This window comes from Clostridium guangxiense, assembly GCF_021043395.1.
Taxonomy (GTDB): domain Bacteria; phylum Bacillota; class Clostridia; order Clostridiales; family Clostridiaceae; genus Clostridium_S; species Clostridium_S guangxiense.
The window spans coordinates 1-17,526 of sequence record NZ_JAJNKE010000032.1; the positions used below are offsets into that span (position 1 = coordinate 1).

Genomic DNA, 17,526 nt, shown 5'->3' on the forward strand with positions numbered 1-17,526 from the left:
AAACGGAAGAAAATCATCATTAACTTTTTACTGAAGGTAAAAAAGTTCACCTTTTAGCGAGCAGAGCAAGTTAAAACACTTCACCCTTAGCTTTTTCGCCTTCTTTTTAGGCGAAAAAAATTAGTTATTACTTCGCAATATTTCTAAATTATGACCGAATATATTTAGTGCAACAGCCCCATTTAATATTTTGAGATACTATTCCTTTATATCTTTTCCTTCATTGTAGGTGTAATCAAATTCTGCATTGGAGATATTATTTGATACTATTGGATCCCTAACTGGATCTGGAAGCTTAGTGTAATCATGTTTTGAATATGACTTTATTATTTTTGCATTCTGTTCAAGATAATCTCTTTCATTTGGACCATAGGAAATTTTCGTTTTGCTTGACATCATTATCACTCCTCGTATAATAAGATAAATAATGTTTAAAGTGAATTTTTTATGCATATAATAATATCTATTAATCATAGTGTTTGTAGTTTATGTGGATTAATTCAAAATAAAAAGTGAAATTGTACAAAGTTTTGGATTTTAATGAAAAAAGCTTATGGTTTTGGTATAATTTATATAAATAAAATATTTAGGAGGGATACAATGACAGAATTTAAACAAATTTATAAATGCCCTATATGTGGTAATATGATTGAAGTCCTTCATAAAGCTGGAGGAACTCTTGTTTGTTGTGGAAAGCCTATGATGCTTGTTTCTGAAAATACAGTAGATGCTGCTGTTGAAAAACACGTTCCTGTTATTGAAAAAATAGAAGGTGGTGTTTTGGTTAAGGTTGGAGAAGTTGAGCATCCTATGCTTGAAGAACATCATATTGAATGGATAGAAATTCATACTGAAAATAAAGTATATAGAAAATATCTAAAACCTGGTGAAAAACCACAGGCAGAATTTAAAATTGACGAAGAAGTTTTATATGCAAGGGAATATTGCAATGTACATGGTTTGTGGAAAAAATAATGCAAATGCAAAGTAACAATGCTTCGTCACATAAACATACGCGGGGTTTGGGCGTATAGCCCAAACCCCGCGTATGTTTATACTCGCTAGCAATCAAACAGATTGAAATCTCTAAGTATTTTATGATTTTTTCGCCAAGGTTTATTAGAATTTTTTGAAATTGTTCCTTCACTCCCACGGTAGTACAAGGAAAAAATTCCTCTGTGCCTACAGAATTTTGGGTAAGAATTTATATAGTTTATTAAATTTTTATAGTATATCACCTAAAAATAAATTGGGTTAGGTATTAATCTGTTTAGGTAAAACATTTAGACATGGTTACAGTGATTTTATTATACATATACAAAATATGAAATGGGGAATAAAAATGATGATATTTGATGCACATGCTCATTATAACGATGAAGCATTTGATGGAGATAGAGATGAGGTAATTGATGAATTAAAAAAAGACGGAATTGTTGGAGTTTTGAATTGTGGAGACTCTTTAGAGGGATCGATACAATCTGTTGGGCTTGCAGATAAATATGATTTCTTTTATGCAGCAGTTGGTGTCCATCCAGAATATGCTGATACTGTAAATGAAGAACTTATAAATAAAATAAAAGAACTTGCAAAAAATCCAAAAGTTAAAGCTATTGGTGAAATAGGCTTGGATTATTACTATAAAGAAAATCCACCTAAAGAAATTCAAAAAGAAGCATTTATAAAACAAATGGAACTTGCTAGAGAATTAAAAAAACCAGTTATAATACATGACAGAGAGGCACATGGTGATACTCTTGAAATAATAAAGCAGTTTCCAGATGTAAAAGGAGAAATTCATTGTTTTTCAGGAAGCGTTGAATTTGCAAAAGAGTGTTTAAAACTTGGGTATTATTTAGGATTTACTGGTGTTGTTACCTTTAAGAACGCTAAAAAGGTGGTGGAAGTTGTTAAAGAGGTACCTATGGATAGAATGCTTGTTGAAACTGATTGTCCATATATGGCACCAGAACCTAATAGAGGGAAAAGAAATAGATCTGAATATATAGAAGATATAATAAAGAAAATAGCAGATATAAAGAGCATCTTACCAATAAATGTAAGTGAGAAAACAATACAAAATGTTAAAGACTTGCTAAAGTTATAAAATTGATGTAAAATGAGAACATAATTATTTAAAACAATTTATTCTAAAATTTCATTACAAAGCATATACCTATAAAGGTGACATATAAAATTATATACAGTCCTCTCTATTAAATTGGATACCGGTTAAGTTTTATACGCTATTATACTTTTATTTATTTTATGCATATCATGCATTTTTACCGGGTGTAGAAATTTAATTGTGGCATTAAATTTGACATTTTTCCAATATTGGGGTTATAATGTTAAAGACTTTTGCCTTTGGGGGGAGGTATTACTATGTTAGAAAAGATGAAAAGCATTGTTAGAAATAAGCTAGGTTTACGCTTTAATAATAGCTTTTCAAATGCTACTAGGGTACTTTTGTCGTTTATAGGCTTTTTAGTAATAATTTCATTGGCTGTTACAGCAGTTGGCTTTTCAATGCGAAAAACATTAACTGTTAAGATTGATGGTAAAAGCAAGCAAATTGTTACTTATAGAAGCAATGAAAAAGAAGCCTTAGAAAACAATAACATACTAGTAGGGCCAAAAGACAAGGTTCAACCAAGTTTGGACACGAATATAAGAGACGGAGATAAAATAGCCATCAAAAGAGCTGTAAATGTTAATATTGCAGTTGATGGAAAGGTGCTTAAGATTAAATCCGCAGAAAAAAATATACAGGATATGTTAAAGGCGGAACATATTACTTTAAGCAAGATTGATAAAATTAAACCGGCTAAGAATTCGCTGTTGAAAAAAGAAATGAAAATATGCATTATAAGGGTAAATTCTCAAATTGTTAAAAATAATGAAGAAGTCGGTTTTGCAACAGAAGTTATAACTGATAACACTATGGGAAATGATGAAAAGCAAATTATCCAGCAAGGGCAAGCTGGACAAAAAGAAGTTTCAACAAAAATTGTATATGAAGATGGCGTTCAGGTATCTAATAATATTGTAAGTGAAAATTTAATAAAGCAGCCTGTAAAGCAGATTGTAAAAATAGGTACTCTTGGTGTTTTAAAGCCTGATAGAGGTGGAAGAGTATTATACGAAAAAAGTATTGATGTAGTTGCAACTGCTTACACAAATGATTTTGGGTTTGGTATAACAGCCTCTGGTTCAAGAGTAAGGAGAGATACAAACGGTTACAGCTCGATAGCTGTTGATCCGCGAGTGATTCCTTTGGGTTCAAAACTTTATATTCCAGGTTATGGTTATGGGGTTGCAGAGGATACAGGCGGTGCCATTAAAGGCAATAGGTTGGACTTATTCTTCTCAAGTGAAAAAGATTGTTATAACTGGGGTGTACGAAACATTAAAGTGTATATACTTAAAAACTAGGAGCTTTTAACGCTCCTAATTTTTTTACTTATACTTGGGTATATTAAAGAAAATGCTCATAAAAGTTTATGTCATTAATGGATTATAACGTAAAATATCAATATTTTCTTAAATATAGCTAAACTTACTAAATAAATCCTTATATTTGAAGGTAAAGGAGTATTAATTTTTATGATAAAAGAAGTAATTGTTGTTGAAGGAAGAGATGATATATCTGCAGTAAAAAAAGCAGTTGATGCTGAAATTATCTCAGTAGGTGGTTTTGGTATAAATTCTAAAGTAATAGATAAAATAAGAGAAGCGCAAAAGAGAAAGGGTGTAATTGTATTTACAGACCCAGATTTTGCCGGTGAAAAAATAAGAAAGATAATAACTAAAAGAGTTAAAGGAGTAAAACATGCGCGTATATCTCAAAAAGATGGAATTAAAGATGGTGACATAGGTGTGGAAAATGCTTCTCCAGAGGCAATAATGAATGCTCTTTTAAATGCTAAATGTGAAGTTGAAGAAAAAAATGAAATTTTTAATATAGAAGATATGATGTTTTTTAAGCTTGTTGCCGATAAAAATGCTAAGGAAAGAAGAGATTTAGTTGGAAGAGAACTTGGTATAGGATATGCTAATGGAGCACAGTTCTTATCAAGATTAAATAACTTTGGAGTCTCAAAGAAAGAACTTTCAAAGGCGGTAGAAAAAGCTGATAAGGAGATTAAGAATGGATAGATTAGACACTAAAGAGATTGTAAAAAAGTATGGTTTTAAGTTTTCTAAAAGTTTAGGACAAAACTTTTTAATAGATGTAAGTGTACTCGAAGATATAATTCAAAGCTCAGATATAAATAAAGAAGACCTAGTTATAGAAATAGGACCAGGTGTTGGAACACTTACAAAAGAGCTTCTAAAAAAAGCCAAAAAGGTATGTGCTATTGAATTAGATTCGGATTTGATACCAATTATAAAAAAGGAAATCGGAGAAGAAGAAAATTTTCAACTTATAAATAAAGATGCACTAAAAGTTGATTTTAACGAAATAATAGGAGAAGAAAAATCAGTTAAACTTGTAGCAAATTTGCCATATTATGTGACTACGCCTATAATTTCAAGAATTTTAAATGAAAAATATAATTTTAAATCACTTATAATAATGATTCAAAAAGAAGTTGCAGAAAGAATTAATTCAAAGCCAAATTGTAAGGAATATGGTGCATTAACTATACTAGTCCAATATTATTGTAATACTAGTATTGTAAGAAATGTTAAGCCATCATCATTTGTTCCTGAGCCTAAAATTGATTCAACTGTAATAAAATTAGAAAAACTTTCTGAGCCTAGAGTAAAAGTAAGGGATGAAAAAATATTTTTTAGAGTTGTTAGGGATTCATTTAATATGAGGAGAAAAACTCTTTGGAATGCGCTTAAAACCTTTAAGATATCAAGTGATGATATGAAAACTATATTTGAACTTGCCGGAATAGATCCCAAAAGAAGGGGAGAGACGCTTTCAATAGAAGAGTTTGGACACTTGGCAGATGAAATATATAAGCTCAATAACAGTGCTTCGTAACATTAAAAAAACTCTATAAATCTAAGGTGGAAAAATCACAAAATCCTAAGATGTTTCAATAACTCGCGTTGCTCAAGCAGATTGAAACATCTAAGTATTTTGTGATTTTTCTACCAAGATTTATTAGAGTTTTTTTAAATCGTTCCTTCAACACTATTATTTCGCCTCCACGGTAGTACAAGGAAAAAATTCCTCCGTACCTACGGAATTTTAGATGTTAACTTGTGTATCCAATTATATATAAATTATTGTACTGTACTATGTAAAAATGTAAAAACGTTATCAATTAAGTTTTAAAATTTTCTGTGTCAGCAGAAAATTAACCTTCACTCTACTCTCTACTCTTTACTCTCTACTCTTATTTAAATATTCGTACATTTTTACGATAAGTACCTCATATATTAGTAATGTATAAATTTAATGGAGGTACAAGTAATTTGAGCCAGAAAAGAAATTATAGTAGAAGTTTTATAATTCTTCAGGAAAATGAAAAAGGGCACGGAATATCTTCAGATAAACTTCCAACAGGCTATACTAAAATAGAAACTAGAAATGGAAAATGTAAAGTGTTTTTTTATGTTCAAAACTTGAAGAGCACATCAAAGCCTTATCATATGATACTTGTGTGCAATAAAAAAGACACAAAAAAACTTATAAAATTAGGAGAACTTAATCTTGATGAGTATGGAAAGTCAGAAATATCCAGAGAATATGATGAAAATGATGTTGCAAAAAGTGGAATATCTATAGATAAAGTTATTGGTGCTGCAATATCACAGTTTAATGGCAGCGATATGGTTGTGCTAATGAGCGGCTTTAATGCTACAGATATTCCAGATTCTTGGAAAACCTATCCTTTAATTGATGAAAAAAATAAAGAAACTAATAATAGTTTTGCAAAAACATTAGATTCCAAAATAATGGAAGTTAAAAAACCAGAGGTTAAGGTAGAAGAAGTAAAAAAGCAGGAGGTTAAAGAGGTTAAAATACCAGAGGTTAAAGTAGAAGAAGTAAAAAAAGAAGAAATTAAAGTACAGGAAGTTAAAACTAATAAGTTTAACCCTAAAATAGCGGTTGAGAGAAAAATAGAAAAAGATCCAGACAGTGTGGAGAAGCAGTCTGATAAAAAAGAAAGTGATAACATATTTGATAAGTATGAAGAGATCATAGAGAATACCAAGAAAGATATTTGTGAAGAAAATAAAAACATAAACTCTAATGAAGTAAAAGATGAAAATAGAGAAAATAATAATGAAGTAAAAGATGAAAATAGAGAAAATAATAATGAGGTAAAAATTGAAAAAAGTGAAATAAAGGTTCAAAAAGAGGAAAATAAGTGTCCGTGCTATTCTCATGATGAACCACAAGAAGAAAATACTGTTCAGGATGAAATTCCTATAGCAAATAGAAGTGAAGACTATCCGATTGGTAAAACGGGAGAATTCTTTAAAAAGTTAGCAGATGAATTTGAAGATTTGGGAAAAATATTTGAAGATGTAAGATGTTGTAGATGGTATAGGATTCCAATGGATTACAGAAAACATAAACACCATAAGGGGGATTATAACAAATATGCACTTTTGTATTATCCTATGATGGCATATTATCCATATATTCAGAAAAGTGGATATTATTTTGTGGGATATAAATATGATAATAAAGGAAAGATGAAATACATTGTGTATGGAATATTAGGAACTAAAAATAAGTTTGATCAACCTTTTGGTGGTAGAACAGGCTTTGTATCATGGGTTCCAATTGAAAAAGGTAAAGAAGATTACGACGATACTGGATGCTGGCTTATGTTCTATGATTTTAAAAATGCTGCGATACTGGTACCTCAAAGATAAAATACTGAGGTGAATTAGATTATGAAGTTTGTAATTATAAACGGGAGAAAACTAGGTGGAATCGTAATTGTAGTAGGACTTATGCTTGTTTTGTTTGGGGTTGGAAGTAATCTTAGCAGTAGAATTAGATCTACAGCGTATATTCAAAGCAATATGGGACAATTAAAGAAATACAGTGTTAATAGTTTAAACATAAATTATATGCTCCCAGCTAAATGGAAGACAAACATTGAAAAGTTTGGAGGAAATGAAATACTTTATCACAATGATTTTAGAGCTTCGGATAACTCTGTATGGGGATTTGTAGAGGTATGGAATAAAAGCCAGGATTTAAAAACTTTTCTTAATACAAGCAAAGAAGTATCTGAAAAACAAAATAACATTGAGCAGTATACAATAAATGAAATATCAGTAAAAAATGAAAAAGGTTATATAATTGAATATACGCTTATAAATAAAGAAAATAAAAGGTTTAAAGCAATTGAGTACTTTATAGAACACGATAATAAATTTATAAGATTTTCATTTTATACGAATAGTAAAGGCTATACCACTAATATGAAATCTGTGTTTAAGGCTATAGTGGAAACCTTAAATTATTAACATTAATTTTATTGATAAAAAAAACTTTAAGTATTATAATCATAGGAGAAGTTAAGGCTTCTTCTATTTTGTTTTAGGAGGAATTTATTTGAGGTTAAAAAGGCTTGTATCTTTTTTCATACTTATATTGCTTATTTTCTCTACTTCGGCATGTGAGAAGGTAGATAAAATTCAAGTTAAAATGGGGTTGAAAAATGAAGATTTTAATTATATGAAGCAAGGAAAGATAAGAAAAATAATAATACAAAGTACAAGGGATAGGGGTTTTAGATTTGTAGTTACAAGTCCAGAAACGATAAATGAAATATACGATATATTGTCAAGTGCTAAAATTGCTTCCCAAAAGTCAACATTAGATCCAGATTACATATTCGATTTATATAAAAGCGATAAAGTTAAATACGATAGCTTTTATTATATAGCAGGCATTGATAAAAAGGATGGTGGAAACTTATATAATAACAAGAAAAAATATATAGTTTCTGGAAGAATAGATAATGATATAATAAAAGACTTTCTAGATATAGATGCTAAAAGGCTTCCAAATAATTTTAATAAAGTATATTATCCTATGATTTTGCAAGCACTTAATCAATATGAGAGTTCTGGAGTGGACAAAAATAAAACTATAGGCATTAACTTTAAAGATGATGTAAATGCATTAAAGTATATATTGTCAACAGACATTGAAGATTTTAAAAAGAAGCTTCCAAGTAATGCTAGCATAATAAAGGATGATAAAGTATCTACAGATATTGTTGAAAAAGTTGAAACACGAGGATATAAAACTGATGCATACAAATGTAAAATAACTTTTTATGACAATAAGACTATGATTCAAAAGGTGTATTATGCTGTATGCTCGTATGATAAAGGCAAATATTCCTGGACTATTTCTATATCAGATAGTCAGCCAGCAAATTTTTAAATATAATCAGGAGGAAAACTTATGAGTAATTGTGATAATTGTGCAAGTAGTAAGAATTGCAATAAAAAGGATAAAGGCTGTAACAAGATTGAATGTAAATACGGTAAATTTAAAAAAATAATAGGAGTAATAAGCGGTAAAGGCGGCGTTGGAAAATCTACGATTACGGGTATAATCGCTGTAAAACTTGCCAAAGCCGGATATAAAGTTGGAGTACTTGATGGAGATATAACAGGACCATCAATGCCAAGAATACTGGGAATAAACAATAAAAGAAATCTTATAGTGCAAAAAGAGGGAAGCGAAGAGGTAAAATTCATACCTGCTGAAACAGAACTTGGAATAAAGGTAATGTCTTTAAATTTAATGATTGAAAGTGAAGATCAGCCGGTTATATGGAGAGGACCTGTAATAAACAATGTATTAAATCAAATGTACGTTGATGCTGAGTGGGGAGATCTCGATTATTTACTTATTGATATGCCACCTGGAACTGGAGATGTTGCACTTACTGTTATGCAGGGAATTCCTTTGGATGGTATGGTTATAGTTTCAACACCTCAGGATATGGTTTCTATGATTGTTAAAAAGGTAGTTGTAATGGCTCAAAAACTAAATGTCAATATATTGGGTGTTGTTGAAAATATGTCATATATTAAATGTGAAAAATGTGGTGAAAAAATGAAGGTTTTCAGTAAAAAATCAGCTGAGGAACAAGCTAGATATTTAGATTTACCACTTTTATCTGAAATGCCTATAGATCTTGATCTTGTAGAGAATCTTGAAAATGGCACTGCAGAAAAATATATATGTGATAATAAAGATTATGATGAACTTATAAGTAAAATATGTAAATAGCTTTATGGAAAAGAACAGTAGATGATTTTGTTTTTTGTGCAAAATTATCTGCTGTTTTTATTTTTATAGACTTTGAATATAAATTTTGATAAACATTTTTTCAAACATAAGTTTTTTATAAATAAATATATGTTTAAATTCACATAATAAGATATAAATATATATTTTATATCAAAGGGACAAAATTTATATGGAAAATTTTTAAGCTTATTTTGATAATATGTGTTTACTTTAGATGAGGATTTTATAAGTTTAAAAATGAGGAAGTGATAAAATGCTTAATATACCTTCTCATGTTGGTATTGTTATAGATAATTGTTTGGAGGAAATAAATTTAAAGGAAAAATTATTGAGGAATATATTTAAAGTATATGATATATGTTCTAATATAGGCATAAATGAAGTTACTTTTTATGGTATTAATAATTTTTATGATGAAATTGCATATGGACTTATACTAAAGGGAGCTAAGCTACTTGTAGTAGGGAATACGGAATCTGCATATTTTCCAAATGAACTTCTTCAATTTGCTCAAGGTAGAACTAAGGGGGATGGAGTAAAAGTAAATGTTTTAGTAAACTATAGTATAATATGGGATATAGATAATAAAATTTCAAGTTATAACTATAAAAATAATTACAATGATGAAAGGTTTGAATTTGTAAGCAGCTTAGATTTAATAGTAGTATGGAATGGAAAAAAAGAGCTTAAAAGGTTTTTACCACTGCAGACGATTAAATCAAACTATTATATTGAAAAACAATCCTTTATGAATTTTGAACCATTACACATTTATAATGCAATAAGATATAAATGTTGTAAAAATATAAAATATGAAGCAAATAAAGCTTAAAATATGCAAAAATTATTAAACTTTATATTGATTATAATTTTAATAAAGTGTATAATAATTTTATATTATTGAATATGAGCGCATATATATGCAAAAATGATGATGAAGGGAAGAGTACATTTAACGAAACTTTCAGAGAGTCGGGGGGCTGAGAAACCGGCAGTATAGTTATTTGGAAGAACATCCTGGAGTAGTTAACCCAAATCTAATTTTGAAATTTGGAAAGTAGGCTTAAACGGCTGTCCACCGTTAAAAGGAATAAGTATCGGTAAGTTTTAAAGTTATTAAAAGCAACTTTTATTTATAGAATTTACCCGTACCGAGTTTGAGATGGCTTCGGCTAATTAGGGTGGCACCGCGAATATATCCGCCCCTATACTTTTTAGTATAGGGGCGGATTTTTATTTTTCATAAAAATGGAGGTTTTATAACATGAAAAAATTGTACGTTAAAGATGCACTTGATATGAAAGAAGGAGAAGAAGTAGTTTTAAAAGGATGGATTCATAAAATATATGATCTTGGTCATGTAAACTTTATTAAGCTAAGAGATAAAACTGGAATTATGCAGCTTGTTGCTACTAAAGAACAATTAGAAGGACTAAGAAACGAAATGTCAGTTGAAACCTCTGGTGTACTTAGCAAAAATGAGAAGGCACCTGGCGGAATAGAAGTTCAACTAAAGGAAATTAAGATTTTAGGAAAGGCTTATTATGATAAGTTACCTTTTGATATAAATGGAAGAAAAATAAATGCAGCTCTTGAAGTTCAACTTGATCATAGAAATATGAGCTTAAGAGCACCTAGAATAATGGCAGTTTTTAAAATTCAAGAAGAAATATGTGAATGTTTTAGAGCATATTTAAGAGAAAACAAGTTCACAGAAATTCATACACCTAAGATATTAGCTTCTGGTACTGAAGGGGGAAGTGAACTATTCACTGTTAATTATTTTGATCACAGAGCTTTTTTAGCACAGAGTCCTCAGTTTTATAAACAAATGATGGTTGGGGTTGGCTTTGAAAAAGTATTTGAGGTTGGTCATGCATATAGAGCTGAACTTCACAATACTTATAGACATTTAAATGAATATGTAAGTTTGGATGCTGAAATGGGTTTTATAGAAGATGAAACTGAAATAATGGATCTTGAAGAAGGATTTATGAATTATTTATTTAAGCATTTAAAAGAAAACTGCAAGAGGGAACTTGAAATGTATGGTATAGAGCTTCCAGATGAAGTTAAAATACCTAGAATACCTCTTTCTGAAGCACAAGAAATAGTGTATAAAGAATATGGAAAGAGATCTCCAAAAGGTGATTTGAATGCTGAAGGTGAAAGATTATTTTCAGAATATGTTAAAAAGACATATGGCAGCGACTTTGTATACTTAACAAAATATCCAGCTTCAAAGAGACCTATGTACACAATGCCTGACCCTGAAATAGAGGGGGCAACAAAGAGTTTTGACCTTATATATAAAGGACTTGAAATAACAACTGGTGGTCAGAGAATACATGATTATGAAATGTTGGTTGAAAATATAAAGAAAAAAGGTTTTAAAGCTGAAGAATTTGAGTTTTACACTGAAAACTTTAAGTTTGGTATGCCTCCTCATGGTGGATTTGCTATAGGACTTGAAAGAATGACAATGCAGATATTAGGTCTTGAAAATATAAGAGAAGCTTCACTTCTTCCAAGAGATATGAAGAGAATAACACCATAAAGGTAAAATAATATTATTTTAAAACATTAAATGAAAAGTATAAAACTAAATATCAAAATTATTAAAACTCTAAGAAGTTTCAATAACTCGCTAAGCTCAGACAAATTGAAACTTCTAAGATTTTTAACAATTTTCATATAAGTTTTAAAAACTATTAGTTGTTTAAAGAATAAATAACTATACCAAAAAACGAGGAGTGATTATTTTGAGTGATAAGCATGTAGATTTAGATACAGTTAAGTATATTGCTAAACTTGCAAAGCTCAAGTTTACAGAGGAAGAGGCAGAGAAGCTTGCAAAGGAATTTGAGGCTATACTTGGACATTTTGAAACTATAGATAAAGTTGATTTATCTGATATAGATGTTAATGAATTTGATGAAGTTAATACTGAGTTTAGAAAAGATGTTCCTACGGTTTTTGAGGATAAAAAGAAACTTATGCAAAATGTAAAATCCTTAAGAGATGGTGCTATTGAAGTGCCAAAGATAATAGAATAAGGAGGCTTTTTAAATGGATATATTGGATATGACTGTAGAAGAATTAAAAGCTTCTATATTAAATAAAGAATTAAAGTCACAGGATATAGTTAAAGCTTATTTTGATAATATAGAAAAAACTGAACCTGAAATAGAAGCATATATAACCTTGTGTAAAGACTATGCAGTGAAGCAGGCGAAAATAGTAGATGAAAAAATAGCAAAGGGAGAAAAAGTAGGAAAGCTTGCTGGTATTCCTATTGCTATAAAAGATAATATATGTACAGATGGAATAAAAACTACCTGCGCATCAAAAATGCTTTATGATTTTGTTCCACCATACGATGCTACAGTAATAAAGAAATTAAAGGAAGAGGATGCAGTAATAATAGGAAAAGCAAATATGGACGAATTTGCAATGGGTTCCTCTACTGAAAACTCAGCTTTCAAAGTTACTAAAAATCCAAGAGATATAACAAGAGTACCTGGTGGATCATCTGGTGGTTCTGCTGCTGTAGTTGCTGCTAAAATGGCTCCAATATCTTTGGGATCAGATACAGGTGGTTCAATAAGACAGCCAGCAGCTTTTTGCGGAGTTGTAGGCCTTAAGCCAACTTACGGGCTTGTCTCAAGATTTGGACTTATAGCATTTGGTTCTTCCCTTGATCAAATAGGACCATTTGGAAAGACAGTAAAGGACTGCGCAGAGCTTTTAGATGTTATTGCAGGAGAAGATCAGCTTGACAATACAAGTGTAAAAGGTCTTGCTAAAGTTGATTACCTAGATGGAATTGATGATGGAATAAAAGGTATGAAGATAGGAATGCCAAAAGAATTTTTTGGAGAGGGCCTTGATCCAGAAATAAAGGCAGCAGTTGAAAGCACTATAGAAAAATTAAAGAGTTTAGGTGCAGAAGTTACAGAAATGAGTCTTCCAATAACTGAAGAAGGGCTTTCTGCATATTATATAATTTCATCAGCAGAGGCAAGTTCAAATCTTGCAAGATTTGATGGAATAAGATATGGATACAGACCAAAGGATTTTGAGGATGTATATGATTTGATGGAAAGCAGTAGAACAGAGGCTTTTGGAGATGAAGTTAAAAGAAGAATAATGCTTGGTACCTATGCTCTTTCCTCAGGTTACTATGATGCATATTATAAAAGAGCATTAAAACTTAAAAAGAAAATAAAACTTCAATTTAAAGAGGCTTTTGAAAAGTTTGATCTTATACTTAGCCCTGTATCGCCTGTACTTCCTTTTAAAATAGGAGAGAAAAAAGCAGATCCTCTTGAGATGTATCTTGCAGATATATACACAGTAAATATAAACCTTGCTGGAATTCCTGCGATATCAATGCCTTGTGCCGTAAGCAAAGAAGGGCTTCCAATAGGTTTGCAGCTTTTAGGACCTCATTTTGGAGAAAAGAAAATATTTAGAGCAGCAAGAGCACTTGAAAAGGAGGAAAGATAGGTATGAGTTACGAAACCGTCATAGGTCTTGAAATACATGCTGAATTAAGCACAAAAACAAAAATATTTTGTAATTGCTCAACAGAATTTGGTGCTAAACCTAATGAGCATACTTGCCCAATATGCATGGGACTTCCAGGAACACTTCCTGTTTTAAATGAAGAAGTTGTTCACCTTGCAGTAAAAGCAGGAGAGGCACTTAATTGTAAAATAAATAAGTTAAATAAGATGGATAGAAAAAATTACTTTTATCCAGATCTTCCAAAGGCATATCAAATATCTCAATTTGATTTACCTATATGCGGCAGCGGATATGTAGAAATACATACAAAGGATGGAATGAGAAAAGTAAGACTTAATAGAATTCACATAGAAGAGGATGCTGGCAAACTTGTTCACATGGAATATGAACCTTATTCACTTATAGACTATAACCGTGTTGGAGTTCCTCTTATAGAAATAGTTTCTGAACCAGATATGCGTTCACCAGAAGAAGCAGTTGAGTTTATGAAGACATTAAGAGCAATACTTCAGTATGCAAATATATCGGATTGTCGTATGGATCAAGGTTCAATGAGATGTGATGCGAACATATCCTTAAGAGAATTTGGAAAAGAAGAATACAACACTAAGGTTGAAATAAAAAACATAAACTCTTTTAAAGAACTTCAAAAAGCCCTTGAAAAGGAGGAAAAACGTCAGAAGGAACTTTATGATTTTGGAGAAGGCTTCAGAATAAAACAAGAAACAAGAAGATGGGATGCAGGAAAAGGAAAAACTGTAACCATGAGAACTAAGGAAGATGCTAACGATTATAGATATTTCCCTGAACCAGATATAATTCCTATAGTTATAAAGGATGAATTAATTAAAAATGTAAATGAAGAAATGCCAGAGCTTCCAGTTGATAGAACAAAAAGATTTAAAGATCAGTACAATCTTACAGATAAAGAAGTGGAAATACTTGTAGAAGATAAGGCATTATCCGATTATTTTGAAAAAGTTGTATCCTTGGGAGCAGACAGTAAAACAACTTCAAACTGGATGCTTGGAGATATGCTTAGATTAATGAGAGAAACAGAAACAGATTCCAAGAACATACCTGTATCTCCTGAAAGTATGAAGGAGCTTTTTGATATGATTAAGGGCAAGGCAGTAAGTAATACTGCTGCAAAAGAGGTATTTGAAGAAATGTTTAAGACTTCTAAAGAGCCTAAAGTTATAGTTGAAGAAAAAGGATTATCACAAATAAGTGACAGTAGTGCCCTCGAAAACTTAGTAGATGAGGTACTTAAAAATAATGAAAAATCTGTTGTGGATTATAAGGCAGGTAAGGTTCAAGCTATAGGCTATCTTGTAGGTCAGGTTATGAAGGCAAGTAAAGGAAAAGCAAATCCGCCTATGGTTAAAGAAATATTAGAAAAAAAACTTAGCAATTTATAAAATGTAAAGGAAATACCCTCATATTCATAAAAATACGAGGGTGTTTCTTTTTAGCTTCTTGGATCACTATTAGTATTAGAGTTTTTGTTCCTTTTTCGTTTTGATTTATCGTATGTTAGCCCAATTTCATCTGACAATTCCTGAGTCATTTTTTCTAGTGCACTTTTTGTTTTTTGACCAGCTTTTTTATTATCTTTACTATTCTTATTACCTTTGTGAGCCATATAAAAGAACCTCCATGATATTCTTATTTTAAATTAAAGTATTTTAAGGATTTGTACAAAATATATTATAACCAAAAGCAATAATTTTATTAGTGTTTATATTTTAACCTTTTAGGTCTTTATCTCTAGTATTAACAGATTATTAATACTTTTTTAAAGGTTATATTATACCATTTACAAGAATGTTGTGGTATAATGTTTTTAATGTTAATAAAGAAGGCTAAATTTACATTTATGATAAGGAGTGGATTGTAATGAGTTTTTCAAATAAAACAGTATTAGGTACTATAGGAGGTTTAATTATTGCTTTTTTAGCAATAACATTGTTTATTAAAATTCTTCCTGTCATTTTAGTGGTGGGCTTAACTATTTGGGGAGTATTTAAAATAACTAAATGGTTTGAAAGTAAAAGCAATAAGAAAATGGAATTTAGTAAAAAAGATGAGGTAACATCGGAATTCTCAAGTGAAGATAAAGGCTTTGGATATGATAAAGACAATGTAGTAGATGTTGATTATACTGAAGTTAAAAAATAATATTTTAATAAAAAAGTATAATTTAAACTGGTGCATATATAAAAAGGATGATATAATTTAATAAAAGAATTAACGTGTCAAAAAACTTAATATTGTTTCTTATCAAGAGTGGTGGAGGGACTGGCCCTGTGAAACCCAACAACCAGCATTTTTCATTTGAATGTATGGTGTTAATTCCTGCAAATTTATTTGAGAGATAAGAGAGAAGTACATTTTAGAAATTAAAAAACTGTTTTTCTTATTGAAAAGCGGTTTTATTTTTTTATAGGAGATGATAAAATGCCTAATTTAAGCAATAAACTTGATTGGTTTACAGAATCAGTAATAAGAAAAATGACAAGAATATCTAATGATTATGGTGCTATTAATTTATCTCAAGGTTTTCCAGATTGGGAGCCTCCAAAAGCTATAACTGAAGCGCTTAAAGAAGCAGCAAGTCATGGACCTCATCAATATGAAATTACCTGGGGGTCAAATGAATTTAGAGAAAAGCTGGCAAAAAAGCAGGAAAAATATATGGGCATTGAAATAAACCCCAATGAAAATATAGTAGTTACCTGCGGAAGTACCGAAGCCATGATGGTAGCTATGATGTCTGTTTGCGATAGAGGCGATAAGGTTATTGTATTCTCACCATTTTATGAAAACTATGGAGCAGATGCAATACTTTGTGGAGCAGAACCTATATATATTCCACTCATTCCACCAAAATTTAATTTTGATAAAGAAGTTTTAAAAAAAGCATTTGAGGAGAAACCTAAAGCTTTAATACTATGTAATCCATCTAACCCTGTTGGAAAAGTATTTACAAGAGATGAGCTTTTATATATAAGTGATCTGGCTAAAAAATATGATACTTTTGTAATAACAGATGAGGTTTATGAACATATTGTATATAAGCCTTATAAACATACCTATATAGCGTCGCTTCCAGGAATGAAGGAAAGAACTATATCCTGTAGTTCACTTTCTAAAACTTATTCTATAACTGGGTGGAGACTTGGATATATTATAGCCGATAAGAAAATAGTCGATAACTGCAAAAAAGTTCATGATTTCTTGACGGTAGGGGCAGCAGCACCGCTTCAAAAAGCTGCCTGTGCTGGTCTTAGTCTTGGAGAGGATTACTATGAAGAATTGATTGAAATTTATGGTAGAAAAAAACAGCTTTTTTTAAATGGCTTAGAGGAAGCAAAACTCAAATATTTTGAACCTCAAGGTGCGTATTATGTTTTAGTCGATATATCAGAGTTTGGTGAAAAAAGTGATTATAAATTCTGTCAGTGGCTTGCAAAGGAAGTAGGGGTAGCAGCAGTACCGGGGTCAAGTTTCTTTAAGGAGGATGTGAACAATTACATTAGATTTCACTTTGCTAAAAAAGATGAAACTTTAATAGAAGCAATAAAAAGATTAAAAAAAATTAAGGCGCTATAAAGAAGTTGACATTTGATTTTTATTGATTTATATTTATTGTGGTAATTATATAATTTTTATTAGTAAATTGTCATTTGTTCTCATAAAATCTCGATGCTTCTATGAATTTTATGAAAACAAAT

General features: G+C 30.4%; 18 protein-coding genes, 1 riboswitch and 1 other annotated feature. Of the genes, 16 read left to right on the forward strand and 2 right to left on the reverse strand.

What is annotated here, in order from left to right; genetic code table 11:
- Positions 1-198: 198 nt before the first annotated feature.
- Positions 199-396: a hypothetical protein gene (locus tag LQK79_RS15560; protein WP_053242448.1), complete on the reverse strand. Its 198-nt coding sequence runs from the start codon at positions 394-396 to the stop codon at positions 199-201.
- 204 nt (positions 397-600) lie between these two features.
- Between LQK79_RS15560 and LQK79_RS15565 the strand changes: the two genes are divergently transcribed.
- The 14 genes from LQK79_RS15565 (at position 601) to gatB (ending at position 15,210) form a co-directional block, all read left to right on the forward strand.
- Positions 601-975: a desulfoferrodoxin gene (locus LQK79_RS15565; RefSeq protein WP_231017142.1), complete on the forward strand. Its 375-nt coding sequence runs from the start codon at positions 601-603 to the stop codon at positions 973-975.
- Between the two features lie 370 nt (positions 976-1,345).
- Entirely contained in the window at positions 1,346-2,107 is a 762-nt protein-coding gene (locus LQK79_RS15570) for a TatD family hydrolase (protein ID WP_053243329.1), read from the forward strand.
- 278 nt (positions 2,108-2,385) lie between these two features.
- Positions 2,386-3,435, forward strand: a complete 1,050-nt coding sequence (locus LQK79_RS15575; RefSeq protein ID WP_053242450.1) for a G5 and 3D domain-containing protein — start codon at positions 2,386-2,388, stop codon at positions 3,433-3,435.
- Between the two features lie 171 nt (positions 3,436-3,606).
- A complete protein-coding gene (gene rnmV / locus LQK79_RS15580) occupies positions 3,607-4,158 on the forward strand; it encodes a ribonuclease M5 (protein ID WP_053242451.1) in 552 nt (183 codons plus the stop codon).
- On the forward strand, positions 4,151-4,999 hold the full coding sequence (gene rsmA, locus LQK79_RS15585) for a 16S rRNA (adenine(1518)-N(6)/adenine(1519)-N(6))-dimethyltransferase RsmA (protein ID WP_053242452.1): 849 nt from the start codon (positions 4,151-4,153) through the stop codon (positions 4,997-4,999). The genes rnmV and rsmA overlap by 8 nt, the downstream gene beginning before the upstream one ends.
- A gap of 437 nt (positions 5,000-5,436) precedes the next feature.
- Positions 5,437-6,849: a synaptonemal complex protein 1 gene (locus LQK79_RS15590; protein WP_231017143.1), complete on the forward strand. Its 1,413-nt coding sequence runs from the start codon at positions 5,437-5,439 to the stop codon at positions 6,847-6,849.
- 21 nt (positions 6,850-6,870) lie between these two features.
- The gene (locus LQK79_RS15595; protein WP_053242454.1) at positions 6,871-7,452 is read left to right on the forward strand and encodes a PsbP-related protein; all 582 of its coding nucleotides are present in this window, start codon (positions 6,871-6,873) and stop codon (positions 7,450-7,452) included.
- An 88-nt stretch (positions 7,453-7,540) separates the two neighbouring features.
- A complete protein-coding gene (locus tag LQK79_RS15600) occupies positions 7,541-8,380 on the forward strand; it encodes a hypothetical protein (RefSeq protein WP_053242455.1) in 840 nt (279 codons plus the stop codon).
- A 21-nt stretch (positions 8,381-8,401) separates the two neighbouring features.
- Positions 8,402-9,238, forward strand: a complete 837-nt coding sequence (locus tag LQK79_RS15605; RefSeq protein WP_231017144.1) for an Mrp/NBP35 family ATP-binding protein — start codon at positions 8,402-8,404, stop codon at positions 9,236-9,238.
- A gap of 274 nt (positions 9,239-9,512) precedes the next feature.
- On the forward strand, positions 9,513-10,091 hold the full coding sequence (locus LQK79_RS15610) for an undecaprenyl diphosphate synthase family protein (protein ID WP_053242457.1): 579 nt from the start codon (positions 9,513-9,515) through the stop codon (positions 10,089-10,091).
- 93 nt (positions 10,092-10,184) lie between these two features.
- Positions 10,185-10,469 (forward strand) — a binding site (T-box leader).
- A gap of 54 nt (positions 10,470-10,523) precedes the next feature.
- Complete coding sequence (gene aspS, locus LQK79_RS15615; RefSeq protein WP_053242458.1) at positions 10,524-11,816, forward strand: aspartate--tRNA(Asn) ligase; 1,293 nt, start codon at positions 10,524-10,526, stop codon at positions 11,814-11,816.
- 205 nt (positions 11,817-12,021) lie between these two features.
- Positions 12,022-12,315 (forward strand): Asp-tRNA(Asn)/Glu-tRNA(Gln) amidotransferase subunit GatC, encoded by a 294-nt coding sequence (gatC, locus tag LQK79_RS15620; protein ID WP_053242459.1) that lies wholly within the window; start codon positions 12,022-12,024, stop codon positions 12,313-12,315.
- A 13-nt stretch (positions 12,316-12,328) separates the two neighbouring features.
- Positions 12,329-13,768: an Asp-tRNA(Asn)/Glu-tRNA(Gln) amidotransferase subunit GatA gene (gene gatA / locus LQK79_RS15625; RefSeq protein WP_053242460.1), complete on the forward strand. Its 1,440-nt coding sequence runs from the start codon at positions 12,329-12,331 to the stop codon at positions 13,766-13,768.
- 2 nt (positions 13,769-13,770) lie between these two features.
- The gene (gene gatB, locus LQK79_RS15630) at positions 13,771-15,210 is read left to right on the forward strand and encodes an Asp-tRNA(Asn)/Glu-tRNA(Gln) amidotransferase subunit GatB (protein ID WP_053242461.1); all 1,440 of its coding nucleotides are present in this window, start codon (positions 13,771-13,773) and stop codon (positions 15,208-15,210) included.
- Between the two features lie 50 nt (positions 15,211-15,260).
- On the opposite strand, the gene LQK79_RS15635 is transcribed toward gatB, so the two are convergent.
- Entirely contained in the window at positions 15,261-15,434 is a 174-nt protein-coding gene (locus tag LQK79_RS15635; RefSeq protein WP_084757010.1) for a small, acid-soluble spore protein, alpha/beta type, read from the reverse strand.
- 254 nt (positions 15,435-15,688) lie between these two features.
- On the opposite strand from LQK79_RS15635, the gene LQK79_RS15640 reads away from it, so the two are divergent.
- Complete coding sequence (locus LQK79_RS15640) at positions 15,689-15,970, forward strand: hypothetical protein (protein WP_053242462.1); 282 nt, start codon at positions 15,689-15,691, stop codon at positions 15,968-15,970.
- Positions 15,971-16,066: 96 nt separating this feature from the next.
- Positions 16,067-16,173: riboswitch (SAM riboswitch) on the forward strand.
- A gap of 76 nt (positions 16,174-16,249) precedes the next feature.
- Positions 16,250-17,404: a pyridoxal phosphate-dependent aminotransferase gene (locus LQK79_RS15645; RefSeq protein WP_231017145.1), complete on the forward strand. Its 1,155-nt coding sequence runs from the start codon at positions 16,250-16,252 to the stop codon at positions 17,402-17,404.
- Positions 17,405-17,526 lie beyond the last annotated feature (122 nt).